The sequence below is a fragment of the Perlucidibaca sp. genome, assembly GCF_057084925.1.
The window spans coordinates 134958-146950 of the sequence record NZ_JBXMRC010000011.1 but is presented as its reverse complement, the minus strand read 5'-3'; the positions used below and the strand labels follow the sequence as shown (position 1 = coordinate 146950).

At 57.7% G+C, this 11993-nt stretch carries 13 protein-coding genes and 1 pseudogene; 13 read left to right on the top strand and 1 reads right to left on the bottom strand.

The features are described from left to right. The 7 genes and pseudogenes from AC14IB_RS03905 to AC14IB_RS03875 form a co-directional block, all read left to right on the top strand. A pseudogene (locus AC14IB_RS03905) lies at positions 1-186 on the top strand (hypothetical protein); the annotation flags it as partial. Further along, the gene (locus AC14IB_RS03900; RefSeq protein WP_484230654.1) at positions 183-2210 is read left to right on the top strand and encodes an acetyl/propionyl/methylcrotonyl-CoA carboxylase subunit alpha; all 2028 of its coding nucleotides are present in this window, start codon (positions 183-185) and stop codon (positions 2208-2210) included. The pseudogene AC14IB_RS03905 and the gene AC14IB_RS03900, both read left to right, overlap by 4 nt. 81 nt (positions 2211-2291) lie before the next feature. Continuing rightward, a complete protein-coding gene (locus tag AC14IB_RS03895; protein ID WP_484230653.1) occupies positions 2292-2540 on the top strand; it encodes a DUF4160 domain-containing protein in 249 nt (82 codons plus the stop codon). Between the two features lie 12 nt (positions 2541-2552). Continuing rightward, a complete protein-coding gene (locus AC14IB_RS03890) occupies positions 2553-2819 on the top strand; it encodes a DUF2442 domain-containing protein (protein WP_484230652.1) in 267 nt (88 codons plus the stop codon). Positions 2820-2944: 125 nt separating this feature from the next. Next, a complete protein-coding gene (locus AC14IB_RS03885; RefSeq protein ID WP_484230651.1) occupies positions 2945-3304 on the top strand; it encodes a helix-turn-helix domain-containing protein in 360 nt (119 codons plus the stop codon). A 69-nt stretch (positions 3305-3373) separates the two neighbouring features. Next, positions 3374-4939 (top strand): alpha/beta hydrolase family protein, encoded by a 1566-nt coding sequence (locus AC14IB_RS03880; protein ID WP_484230650.1) that lies wholly within the window; start codon positions 3374-3376, stop codon positions 4937-4939. Between the two features lie 57 nt (positions 4940-4996). Continuing rightward, positions 4997-5923: an oxygenase MpaB family protein gene (locus AC14IB_RS03875; protein ID WP_484230649.1), complete on the top strand. Its 927-nt coding sequence runs from the start codon at positions 4997-4999 to the stop codon at positions 5921-5923. On the opposite strand, the gene AC14IB_RS03870 is transcribed toward AC14IB_RS03875, so the two are convergent. Beyond that, positions 5920-6279 (bottom strand): ArsC/Spx/MgsR family protein, encoded by a 360-nt coding sequence (locus AC14IB_RS03870; protein WP_484230648.1) that lies wholly within the window; start codon positions 6277-6279, stop codon positions 5920-5922. The genes AC14IB_RS03875 and AC14IB_RS03870 overlap by 4 nt on opposite strands. Before the next feature lie 68 nt (positions 6280-6347). Here AC14IB_RS03870 and AC14IB_RS03865 point away from each other — a divergent pair, with 68 nt between their 5' ends. From AC14IB_RS03865 to AC14IB_RS03840, 6 genes are all read left to right on the top strand, one after another. Next, complete coding sequence (locus tag AC14IB_RS03865; protein ID WP_484230647.1) at positions 6348-6794, top strand: hypothetical protein; 447 nt, start codon at positions 6348-6350, stop codon at positions 6792-6794. 82 nt (positions 6795-6876) lie between these two features. After that, positions 6877-7941, top strand: a complete 1065-nt coding sequence (locus AC14IB_RS03860) for an SDR family oxidoreductase (RefSeq protein WP_484230646.1) — start codon at positions 6877-6879, stop codon at positions 7939-7941. Then, positions 7934-8650, top strand: coding sequence for an arsenical resistance protein ArsH (gene arsH, locus AC14IB_RS03855; protein ID WP_484230645.1), 717 nt, complete (start codon positions 7934-7936; stop codon positions 8648-8650). The genes AC14IB_RS03860 and arsH overlap by 8 nt, the downstream gene beginning before the upstream one ends. 72 nt (positions 8651-8722) lie before the next feature. Next, positions 8723-9442 (top strand): TetR/AcrR family transcriptional regulator, encoded by a 720-nt coding sequence (locus AC14IB_RS03850; protein WP_484230644.1) that lies wholly within the window; start codon positions 8723-8725, stop codon positions 9440-9442. After that, positions 9429-10823, top strand: coding sequence for a TolC family outer membrane protein (locus AC14IB_RS03845; protein ID WP_484230643.1), 1395 nt, complete (start codon positions 9429-9431; stop codon positions 10821-10823). Before AC14IB_RS03850 ends, AC14IB_RS03845 begins: the two co-directional genes overlap by 14 nt. Positions 10824-10849: 26 nt before the next feature. Further along, entirely contained in the window at positions 10850-11989 is a 1140-nt protein-coding gene (locus AC14IB_RS03840) for an efflux RND transporter periplasmic adaptor subunit (protein ID WP_484230642.1), read from the top strand. The last annotated feature ends 4 nt before the right edge of the window (positions 11990-11993 follow it).

Here is an 11993-nt window from a genome sequence, read left to right as displayed (position 1 = left end):
CACATCGACCCGGATGCCGTGCTCGATCAGGCCGCCGCCCATTTCGCCGCCTGTGCCCGCAGCACGGAAGCGCCGGAAGGCATCGGTGCCTTTTTGCAGAAGCGCGAGGCGAACTGGGCCTCGACGATCACGGCGGCCGATGCTGCCGCTTTTAACCCTAATCTTTCGCAGGAGCCGAAGGCATGAGCCGTTTCGACACTGTTCTCATCGCCAACCGTGGCGAGATCGCGGCGCGCATCATCCGTGGCTGCCGCGCCGCCGGCTACCGCACCGTGGCCGTGTATTCCGACGCCGATCGCGATGCCCTGCATGTGCGCGAAGCCGACACCGCCGTCTGCATCGGCCCGGGCCCGGTCGGCGAGTCCTATCTTTGCATCGACAAACTCATCGCCGCCGCGCAGCAGAGCGGTGCTGGCGCCGTGCATCCCGGCTATGGCTTCCTGTCCGAGCGCGAAGCTTTCGCGCAGGCCGTGCAGGATGCCGGGCTGGTGTTCATCGGTCCGGATCCCTTTGCCATCGAGGCCATGGGCAACAAGAGCGCCTCCAAGGAACGCATGATTGCCGCCAATGTGCCCTGCGTGCCGGGCTACCAAGGAGCGGGTCAGGATGACGATCTGCTGGTGGCCGAGGCCATCAAGGTCGGCCTGCCGGTGATGGTCAAGGCCGCGTCCGGCGGCGGTGGTCGTGGCATGCGTCTGGTGCACATCGAGTCTGAACTCAAGGCCGCCATCCAGTCGGCACGCAGCGAAGCGCAGAATGCTTTCGGCGATGGCCAGCTGCTGATCGAGAAGGCCGTGCTGCAGGCGCGTCATGTCGAGATCCAGGTCTTCGGTGACCGTCACGGCAACGTCGTCTACCTCGGCGAGCGCGACTGCTCGGTGCAGCGTCGCAACCAGAAAGTCATTGAAGAAGCGCCATCGCCAGCGGTCAGCGAATCGCTGCGCGCGCGCATGGGCAAGGCCGCCGTCGCCGCCGCCAAGGCCGTGAACTATGTCGGTGCCGGCACCGTCGAGTTCATGCTCGCTGCCGACGGCCATTTCTACTTTCTGGAGATGAACACCCGCCTGCAGGTTGAACACCCTGTCACTGAGATGATTTATGACCTCGACCTCGTGGCCTGGCAGCTGCTGGTTGCTCAAGGCGAGCCGCTGCCGCTGACGCAGGTCGAGCTTGATGAGCGTCGCCATGGCCACGCCATTGAAGTGCGCCTCTGCGCCGAAGATCCGGCGCGCGGCTTCCTGCCGCAGACCGGCAAGATTCTCGCCTGGCAAACGCCGACCGGCCCCGGCCTGCGCGCCGACCACTGCGTCATCGAAGGCGGCGTCATCTCGCCGTACTACGACTCGCTGCAGGGCAAGCTCATCGTCTGGGGTGAGACCCGCACGCAGGCGATCAAGAAGCTCATCGCCATGCTCGCCGATACCGCCTACCTCGGCCTGGCCAGCAACCGCGATTTCCTGATCCAGCTGCTCTCGCACGACGAGTTCCAGGGCCCGGGCGTGACCACCGGCTTCATCGCCGAGCATTTCCCGGCCGAGCACATCACCGCGCTGGCCGAGCCAACACCGGCACATCGCGCGCTGGCGGCGGCGCTCATCGTGCATACGGATGCCCAGGCGCTGCAGCAGACAGGCGAGCTCGACAGCACGCTGCTCGGCTGGCACAGCGCCAACGGCACGCCGGTGCTGCTCAAGCTGCGCCACGGCGAAACGCTGGTCACGCTCGATGTCGAAGTCACGGCCTTTGGCGAATACACCGTCACGGTCGATGACAGCGACGAAGCGGCCGAGACCGTGCGCATTGTTTCCGTACAGGGCTGCCGCGTGGACTACCTCGCGCATGGCCGTCGCCAGCACGCCTGGTTCGCACGTCAGCCATCGGCGCAAGGCAGCCAGCTCTGGCTCGCCAATGCCGATGTCGCGCAGCCGCTCACCACCTGCTTCATCGATGCCACCTACGAACCGGCGCAGGCTGCTGAAGCTGGCAGCGATGGTCGCATCCTAGCGCCTATCGACGGCAAGGTGGTCAGTGTGGCAGTGAGTGCCGGCCAGACGGTGGCCAAGGGCGATCTGTTGCTGGTGCTGGAAGCCATGAAGATGGAGTTCCGCCTGCAGGCCCCGGTGGCCGGTACGGTCGAGCTGGTGACGGCGAGTGCCGGCGCACAGGTTGGCTTGCGGCAGTTGTTGGTGCAGATCACGCCGGCGGGGTGAGGGTGGCTCATTTCGATTTGTTAAAGTAGCGACCATGGTCTAGCTTTTAAGGCATAAAAACGGGCTTCAAGGAGGAAGCAAATGCCGGAGATCAGCCGATTTTTGGGGATTGTGGTGCTCATGTATTTCAGTGAGCACAACCCGCCGTATATCCATGTTCGCTACAACGAGTATCAAGCCGTATTATTTATTCGAACGCTCAATGTGCTGGCGGGCAGTTTGCCTGCCAAAGTTAGAGGGCTGGTTGCGGAGTGGGCCGAACTTCATCGTGATAGCCTACTCGATATGTGGGAGACCAAGTGCTTCAGGCGCTTGTCGCCTCTCATCTGATGGAGTTAGGTCATGATTGTTTCGGTTTCTGAGGCGCGTCATGTGGATGGCTATCGTATCTGGCTGCGTTTTAATACGCAGGAGACAGGCATTCTCGATTTGGGTGAGTTGATTGCCGGCAGCCCTTCAGCATCGCTACTGCGTGACCCGGCCTATTTTGCTCGGTTTCATCTGGATAGCTGGCCGACTTTGGCTTGGCCATGCGGCTTTGATATAGCGCCTGAAACGCTGTATCAACTGCTGACGGGTAAGCAGCCAGCCTGGGTTTCTGTTGCTTGAACGCCGTGAGCAGGCGATCCTGGCGGCCTGCTTCACGAGTCTAATTTGCCTTAAAGGCAAAATAAAGAATAAAAATTGCTTTATTGGCTTTGCCTTGATGGCAAAGCAACCAGAACAATCAGTCCATGAAAATTGGTCTGGTCATCAAGGGTTTACGAATCGAACAGGGCCTTAAATTAGAGGCGCTGGCAAATGATCTTGGTCTTGCCGCCAGCACGTTATCGCGTATTGAAAGTGGTAGTCGCAACCCCTCGCTGGACGTGTTAGCAGCGCTAGCAGAAGCGCTGGGCGTGAAGGTCAGTGATATTTTTTACGAGGCTGAGCGAGCCTCGGCCGTGGCCTCTAGCTTGGCGCGCGAAGTGCCCAGTGACTACGATGCTTCAGGTCTCCAACTTCGTCGTATTTATCGCAGCCTCACCTCAGCGAATCAGCTCATCGCCTTAGACGTACTTAAGACGCTCGCTAAGTCCCAAAAAGCCGATTAAATCACCGCTAGCTCAATGTCCGTTTTCTGAGTACCTTTCGAGTATAAAAATAAGAAAAGGTACGCTGTCATGAACGGTGTTCGCAGTTTAAGCATGGGCCTGCTCGCCACTGCACTTCTGGCGTGTGGCGATGGCCCTAGCCCTTCTTCCTCTTCGCCTTCAGGCGTTAACGATCCTGCCCCTGCGGCCACGGGCCTGCCTTTGCTGGGCAGTCTGGGCGGCGGTGACGATGACCCAGCCTGCGGTACATATTCAGACGGTAGTGCCGGGTTCGCTGCCTGCGAGTTGAAGAACTTTGCACGTGTCAGCGAGGCGGCGCGAGAAGAGGCGACCAATCCCGTTTTTCTGCAGCGCTTACAAGCGCAAAGTCTGGCGAATTTGCAGGCGTATCTCTCTCGAATCGCGTCTGACCCCAGCTATTTGCCGGTGGGCGCAGGCGGCATTCCGCTCAACACTCCGGTAACACCCTTATGTGCGAGCTGGAGTATTCAATGTGCCGGTGATCCGTTTCGCTATCCCGGGGTAGATCCGTTTTACGAACGCGAGGCCGTCGTTGAGCCGGTAACGTACTACGATCGTGAATGTGCACGCATTTCGGGTCGTGTATGGCGCCCGAAAAACTCAACGGGGCCGTTGCCTACCGTGGTCATCGAAAACGGTTCTGTGCAGGCTCCAGAGCCGCTATATTGGTGGATGGCGCAAGCGTTAGTGCGATCGGGGTATGCCGTGATGACCTTTGATCCGCGCGGGCAGGGTCGCTCCGATCAGCAGACGCCCACGGGCGGGCAGGGCAGTAACGCGAATTCAGCGGTGTTCTGGGAAGGCCTGGTGGATGCCATTGATTTCTTTCGCTCCACGCCAGCCAAGCTCTACCCGCACAACACCAGCTGTGCAGGCACGTATCCCACGGTAGTTACCGCGTTTAATCCGCAGCATGGCGTGCAGGATCGCGAGCGACTCGGTATTGTCGGTCACTCCTTGGGCGCTACTGGGGTGTCGGTCGTGCAGAGTTATGGTGCGGCGGGTGCAGAGCCGTGGCCGGGAAAAATAGATGCCAGCAATCCCGTCGATGTGGCCGTGGGTTGGGATGGTTTGAGGGCTCCCGGTGAAGACTCATCGGGTGGCTTAACTTCGCTCACGGGCTTGCTCGGTCAGGGCGGAGAAATGCCTAAAGTTGTGGCGCGAGTGCCCAGCATGGGGCAGAACAGTGAGTACGGCCTAGCGCCGGCGCCGAAATTTCAGACCCCCAGCAAGGACGAAAAGTTAGCGCCCTTTAAGGCGTGGCAGGCCGCTGGCGTTCCTGTGTTCGAGTTCACCATTCGGGGGAGTTCGCATTTTGAATGGTCGTTGATCCCCACTTTTCCGGCCACGTCTTGGTGCCCAGAAGTGAAGGATGGGCGCTGTGTGGGGGGCTGGGGGCGACCGATGGCTGAACATTACACGCTGGCCTGGCTTGATCGCTGGCTGAAGCGGGATGGCGAAATGGGTTTCGCGGATGCCGATAATCGTCTGCTTGCTGACGCTCAATTTCTACCGCGTTTTAGCTTCTACTATCAGTCCGCACGTGACTTTCCGACACGCAAAGGCGCGTCGGCAAAATGTGCAGATATCTTGGCGGGATGTGCAACGCCTTGATCGTGACCAATCGGTCATTTATGCTCGGATCAATATTCGACAAAAGTTAATTTGAGCATGATGACCTCCCATACAGGCCGTAAATACTCCAAGAAAATGGGCTTCATGCCCAATCCCGCCGTGGCTCGTGAAATCGCTGGACTGGATGCGCAAGCCGATTGCCAGCGTATTGTCTATTTGCTCACGGCCTACGAGTTTCCTTGGGACATCACCCGGTCGCTTGAAGTGGCGCTGTTTTATACCTATGCCAGCGATACTGTCTCTAAACTGCTAGATCGCACCCGTGAATTTCAAGATCACGGCCAAAAGCGTTACGACGACACGCGCCTGCTCATCGCCCACTTCATGGAGTCAGGCTGGGATGGCGACGTTGGCCGTCGTGCGCTCGCCCGCATCAATCAGACCCATGGCAATTACCGCATTCCACAAGATGACTTTCTGTTCGTGCTCTGGACCTTCATCGAGTTCCCCATGCGCTGGACGAGTGAGTTCAGTTGGCGGCCAATGACGGCGCATGAGCAAAATGCTTGGTTCAATTTCTGGTGCGAGATCGGCCGTCGCATGGGCTTGGTAGGGATTCCTGAAAGTAAGCAGGCTTTTGATGCCTTTGTGCAGGCATACGGTGAGCGACATTTTGTGCCCGACGATGCCAGTGCGCGCGTCGCTGAAGCCACACTGGCGATTGTGCGTGCATGGCTGCCCCCGCCATTAAAGGGTTTGGTGGCGCCTGCCGTGGCCAGCCTGATTGATGAGCCAGCATTCCTTGCGGCAGTGAAGCTTAAACCAGCCCCTGTGTTGATGCGAAAAATCGTCAGACACAGCCTAAAGGCCTTGGCGGGTATGAAGCGAGTGATTGTGATGGGGGGATATCCCACGCTGCTGGCCGACGCACCTAACCGTACCTATCCTGGCAACCGTTATGAGATAGAGGCGTTGGAGCCGGCGCATTTGCAGCAACGAAAGAAACGCGCCCCACGACCTTAGTCGAATAAAACCAATATTGCCTCTGGCGGGCGACCAATAATGGCTCGCCCTTGGCGTACCACAATGGGTCGTTGTAGCAGGCGTGGTTCCTTGGCTAGAGCCTCAAGTACGGCGATAGCATCCTCGCGATGCGCTAACACGGCGGGGCATAGTGTGCGCGCATCGTCCTCCCTTAAAAGCGCCGAAGCAGGCTGTCCGAGCTGTGCCAGAAGTGTTTCAAGCTCAGCGTAATTGAGGGGCTCAGCGACATAATCACGAATAAACAAAGGCTCATCGAGGCGGTCGGCTGCTTGTTCCGCTAGCATGAGCGCGGCCCGAGATTTTGAGCAGCGGGCGTGATGAAAAATCGTAATCATGAGGCGGGTGACCCTGCACGGGGGATTGGTCGCGTTATGATGCCACTTTACTTGCTCGGAGAGCTGTCTTGCCGGTCGTCCTGATGAGTGTGTTGCGCTTCCTTATTGCCTTGGTACAAGTGGCGGGTTTGATTGCCTATTTCCATCAGTATCACGAGTGGCCGCTGTTGCCGACGGCGATTGTTGCCTTGGCAATGACAGTGTTGGTCCCGATTGTGGCGACCATTTTTGGATTTATGGGCGCAGTCTATGCGTGGTCTTGGCCGTGGTGGTTAGCTTTCTTAGTCTTCCTGCCGGGATTAACGTTGGCGCTCACCGCAGTGGCCGGCGTGGGAATTCTGGGGATGCTGTCGGCGTTTCTGTTCAAACGCTTCGGTATAAAACTCGCAACACGAGGCACAGCAGGCGGGGCAGGACGGGTGTCGCCGCATGCGGCGGAACCATCAGCTGCAGGGCGTGGCGATACTATTGAGGGCGAAGTGCTCAGCTCCCGCGTGGAGACCGACAGCAAGTAAATAAGACGCCGCTCGGCGGTGTAGCGTCGACGCTGGAAATTTCTGGCTCCATACTCGGGCATTCGCCCATGGAGCCTTCACGATGTCATTGATCAACCCGCAAGCCCCCGTTTTAGTCACCGGCGCCAGTGGTTATGTCGCCGGCTGGATTGTTAAAAAGCTCCTTGAAGCGGGTCATACCGTTCATGCCACGGTGCGTGATCCGAACAAAACCGCGAGCGTGGCGCATTTGCAGAAAATTGCAGATGCCAGCACGGGTACGCTGAAATTGTTCAAAGCTGACTTGCTCGATCAAGGCGCGTTTGCGGTGCCGATGCAGGGTTGCGAATTGGTCATTCACACAGCATCACCGTTTGTTATGACGGGTTTTACGGACGCCAATGAAGCCTTAGTGCGCCCAGCACTGGAGGGCACGCGTAATGTGCTGCACGCCGTGAATGCTACAGACAGTGTGCGTCGCGTGGTGCTGACATCGAGTGTCGCGGCCATGTTTGGTGACAGCTGGGATGCACGCGAAGTGCCTGGCAGCCGCCTTGACGAAACGTTCTGGAATACCAGCAGCAGCGTCAATCATCAGCCTTACTTGTACTCAAAGACCGTCGCTGAGCAAGCGGCTTGGTCCATGCAAAAGGAGCAAAATCGTTGGGATCTGGTGTGTATCAATCCCGGCTTAGTCATGGGGCCGGCGCTTACCACGAATAGCATTTCAACCAGCATCACTACGCTGCAGCAATTTGGCGATGGCACGCTCGCGATGGGTGCGCCGTGCATGTGGAATGGTTTGGTCGATGTTCGCGATGTTGCGGACGCTCACATTATTGCGGGCTTCAAGCCCGAAGCGAATGGTCGTTACATTCTCTGTGCCGAGTCGCTGACACTGCTTGATATGGCCGCAGCTCTACGCGCCCACTTTGGTTCGAAGTACCCCTTCCCGCGCATGACGGTGCCCAAAATTTTATTTTGGCTGGTGTCGCCTTTTTACGGCTACACCCGTGATTTCGTCTGGCGCAATATGGGCTGGCCCATCCATTTCAATAATGCACGCAGCCGTGAAGGTTTGGGTATTCAGTACCGCGATGTGCGTCAGGCCGTCTGCGAACATTTTCAACAATTGATAGATGATGGTTTGGTGAAGCGCCGTGGCTGAACAAGACATCCCGAATGTGCGTAAGGACTTGTTTCACATTACGACGCTATCAGGGCTAACACCGACCACGTCTTTCACACATAAACCGCGCATCTTGCTGCTTTATGGCTCATTGCGTGAGCGCTCATTTAGCCGCTTGCTGGTTGAAGAGGCTGCGCGGTTACTCGAAGCGATGGGGGCAGAAACGCGCATATATGACCCTCGTGGCCTGCCGCAACCTGACGGCGATAGCCCCGAGCATCCCAAGGTGGTCGAGCTGCGCGAGCTGTCGCAGTGGTCTGAGGGTCAAGTCTGGTGTAGCCCAGAGCGTCACGGCACGATCACCGGCATTATTAAAAGTCAGATTGATTGGTTGCCTTTGGAGTACGGAGGCATCCGTCCTACCCAGGGGAGAACATTGGCCGTGATGCAAGTCAGTGGTGGTTCGCAATCCTTTAACGCCGTGAATACGCTCCGTGTGCTGGGGCGTTGGATGCGTATGGTGACCATTCCCAATCAGTCCTCTGTTGCCAAGGCCTATGAGGAGTTTGATGAACGTGGCCGCATGAAGCCTTCGGCATACTACGATCGCGTGGTCGATGTGATGGAGGAGTTGGTGAAATTCACGCTCCTGCTTCGTGATCGTAACGATGTCTTGCTCGATCGCTACAGCGAGCGCAAGGAAGCCGCTGAAAAATCCGAAAAGGCCGTCAAACTGAACGCAATTTGAGCGTTTTAGTCCTTCTTGCAGAAAAAGTGAATCAAGTTCAGTATTCGAGTCTTAATTTTTATCGATGATGCCATGGGTACCAAAGAACGACGCGAGCGGCAGTTTCAGGAGCGCGAGCAGCGACTATTAGCCGCTGCGAGACAGCTCATTGTGCGCGATGGCTTGCTGAATCTGCAGATGGCGAAGCTGGCGGAAGTCAGTGAGTACGCCATGGGCACGCTCTATCAGCACTTTGCCAGTAAGGAAGACTTGCTCGTTGCCCTGATGACGGAGTCGGTTGCCGAGCAAGCGGCTCTATTTCAAAAAGCGTCTAGCTGGAAAGCCAGCACGCGCGAACGCATGTTTGCCATTACGGTGGCCGACATGATTTTTGTGCAGCGCAGTCCGGAGCATTTTCGCGTGGCGCAGTATGCGCATTGCGAGGTGGTCTGGAGTGCAGCCAGCTTATGTCGTCGTGAGGCACATTTTGCTGCTAGCCAGCCGGTCTGTGATGCCGTCTTGGCGATTGTGAATGATGCCATTGCCTGCGGTGATCTCGATCCGCGGGGGATGCGCCCGGAGTCTGTTGCCACGGGTTGTTGGTCCTTGACCCTAGGCGTGCACAACTTGGTCCATGCGGATGGTCTTCTAGACCATTTTAATGTGCATACCCCTTACTTTTTGCTCGCCCGCCATATGCAACATTTGCTCAATGGTATGGGCTGGTTACCGTTAATTGATCCGGCGGATACTGACGCACTAGAGGCCTTGATTGCTCGCGTCCGAACTGAGGTGTTTGATGAGTCAGAATAGAGTCACGTTAAAACCGGCGGCATTGTTACTGGGCTGTGCGGTATTCGCCAGCACGGTATCCGCATATGCCATGCGTTTGGCGCCGGAGCCAGCAACCACGGATACCATGACCTTGCGCGAGGCATTGCAACGCGCCATTGCCAGTGATCCTGCGGTGGCCGCGTCGTTGGCCGAGCGGGCTGCAGATCGCGAAGTGGGCGTGCAAGAGCGGGCCACACGCTTACCGTCACTGAACGTGACCGGCGCGATTAGAAATACCGACTCCGACGTGATCAGCACGCCGTTCAAAGACCCGGCAGCGACCAGTAGCGGCTTTCAAGAACGCTACGATAGCTGGCAAGTGGGGGCAGAGCTACGCCAGCCCTTATTCCGCTTCGACCTGCTGGCACGCGGCCGTCGTGCGGATGCGCAAGATCAGCTTGCGGAACAAGCCTTTATTCAGCGCGGTCAAGCACTGGTCATTCGTGTTGCTGAGCGCTATCTGACAGTACTCAATGCCAGCAATGAATTAGCCTTGGCACAGAGTGAAGCCGAAGCCGTTAGCAAATCGTTAGGCGATGTTCGCAAACGTTACGACGTGCAATTAGTCGCGGGTACCGACCTGAAAGAAGCGCAAGCACGTCATGACTTGGCGCAAGCCAATTTGCTGGCCGCTCAGCAAGCCGTGGACTCTGCACAAGATGCATTGGATGAGGTGACGAGCAATGGCCGCGCGCAGCTCTATGTGCTGAAGCCATCCGCAGAGTTGCCGGCCTTAGACAGTTTGGATGTGGAGGTCTGGCTGACGCGTGCTCGCGCCAGTAACCCCGCCTATCAGCAGACGTTAGCACAAGTAGCGATTGCGCAAGCCAATGCCACCAGTCGTCGTTCGGAGTCCTTGCCGGTATTAGACCTAGTCGCCACGCATGGGCGTCAGGATATGTCTGAATCACGCATCGGTGCTAAGGCCAACAGCACGGAGGTGGGCGTTGAGCTGAGGCTGCCACTGTTTGCGGGTGGCGCCATGTCGAGCCGAGTGCGAGAGGCGCAAGCACACTTGGCGCAAGCACAGGCGCAACAAGCGCGCAGCGAGCGTGAGCTGTTGCGTGAAACGCGTCGACTGTTCCGTGAGGTTCAAACGGCGCGCGCGCAAAGCCAGGCCTTTCAACGCTCGCTAGAGTCATCGCAAGCGGCTGAGCAAGCCACACGGTATGGCTACGAGGCGGGTAAACGCACCATTACCGATGTCTTGAATGCGCAATCCAATACGGTGCAAGCCAAACGTAATTTAGATCGCAGCCGTTACGACGTGCTGTTAAAAATACTGCAACTGAAACAGCAGGTCGGGGTATTGGATGCCAATGACCTGACCACTGTCGACACGTTACTGACTTCGAATTAAGCGCCGCGCGCCCAGGAATTAAAAAGATGAACAAACGCATGATGTGGATGTTGATTGGCACCGGAGTCGTTTTCGGTGGCGTGTTCGGCATGAAGTGGTTCGGCGGCAAGATGATGAACCAGTATTTCGACAATATGCCGATGCCACCGGCCGTCGTTTCCTCGGCTACGGCCAAATCAGAATCCTGGGCGGCCAGTCTGAGCGGTGTGGGTACTGTCGTGGCCAGTAATGGCGCTGATGTCACCACAGAATCTGGCGGCATTATTGCGGCACTGCATTTTGAGTCCGGTGCTCGCGTTAAAAAGGGCGACCTGCTGGTGACGTTATCTGCTGGTACAGAGCGTGCAGATCTGGCGCGCTTGCAAGCACAGGCAGATTTGGCCAAATCCGAATTTGCCCGTCTGGAGCGTCTCTACAAGCTCGACGCCATCTCCAAATCCGAGCTCGATCGTGCTCAGGCTGACCTCAGTGCGGCCCGTGCCGGTGCCGATGCTCAGCGCGCCAAGCTGGCACAGAAGCAGATTCGTGCGCCGTTCAGCGGCCAGCTCGGCATCCGTCAGGTCAATGTTGGGCAGTATCTGAGCGCCGGTACGCCGATTGTGTCGTTGCAGGCCATCAATCCCGTGTTTGTGGACTTCACCTTGCCGGAGCAGAATCAGGCAGCTGTGCAGAACGGCCAGACCGTCAGCGTGGTGGTGGACTCGCAGCCGGGCCGCACGTTCAGCGGCGTGATCTCGGCCATTGAGCCCATGATGGATAGCAAAACACGTAACTTTAAGGTGCGCGCTCGCTTCGAGAATGCCGATGAAGCGCTGCGTCCCGGCCTGTTTGCTCGTGCCAGCATTGGCCTGGCCAAAACGGCCAGCGTCGTCACCATTCCGCAAACGTCCGTGAGCTACAACCCCTACGGCAACTCGGTGTATGTCATTCAATCGGTTAAAGGCAAAGCGGCTGACGGCAAGGTCACCGATGAGCTGGTGGTGCGTCGCCGTTTCATTAAGACCGGCGAGACGCGCGGTGATTTGGTGGTGGTCACCGATGGCCTGAAGGCTGGCGAGCAAGTCGCTACCAGTGGTCTGCTGAAATTGCAGAACGACAGCAAGGTCAAGGTCAACAACACCGTGCAGCCGTCCGCTTCGGCAACACCCACACCGACTGACAGCTGAGCAG

Bases quoted from the DNA above. Each gene is read 5' to 3' on its own strand.
- AC14IB_RS03870 (WP_484230648.1), bottom strand. From the start codon at position 6,279: ATGATTACGATTTTTCATCACGCCCGCTGCTCAAAATCTCGGGCCGCG.
- AC14IB_RS03890 (WP_484230652.1), top strand. From the start codon at position 2,553: ATGATTGTTTCGGTTTCTGAGGCGCGTCATGTGGATGGCTATCGTATC.
- AC14IB_RS03850 (WP_484230644.1), top strand. From the start codon at position 8,723: ATGGGTACCAAAGAACGACGCGAGCGGCAGTTTCAGGAGCGCGAGCAG.
- AC14IB_RS03880 (WP_484230650.1), top strand. From the start codon at position 3,374: ATGAACGGTGTTCGCAGTTTAAGCATGGGCCTGCTCGCCACTGCACTT.
- AC14IB_RS03895 (WP_484230653.1), top strand. From the start codon at position 2,292: ATGCCGGAGATCAGCCGATTTTTGGGGATTGTGGTGCTCATGTATTTC.
- AC14IB_RS03840 (WP_484230642.1), top strand. From the start codon at position 10,850: ATGAACAAACGCATGATGTGGATGTTGATTGGCACCGGAGTCGTTTTC.
- AC14IB_RS03860 (WP_484230646.1), top strand. From the start codon at position 6,877: ATGTCATTGATCAACCCGCAAGCCCCCGTTTTAGTCACCGGCGCCAGT.
- AC14IB_RS03845 (WP_484230643.1), top strand. From the start codon at position 9,429: ATGAGTCAGAATAGAGTCACGTTAAAACCGGCGGCATTGTTACTGGGC.
- AC14IB_RS03900 (WP_484230654.1), top strand. From the start codon at position 183: ATGAGCCGTTTCGACACTGTTCTCATCGCCAACCGTGGCGAGATCGCG.
- AC14IB_RS03875 (WP_484230649.1), top strand. From the start codon at position 4,997: ATGATGACCTCCCATACAGGCCGTAAATACTCCAAGAAAATGGGCTTC.
- AC14IB_RS03885 (WP_484230651.1), top strand. From the start codon at position 2,945: ATGAAAATTGGTCTGGTCATCAAGGGTTTACGAATCGAACAGGGCCTT.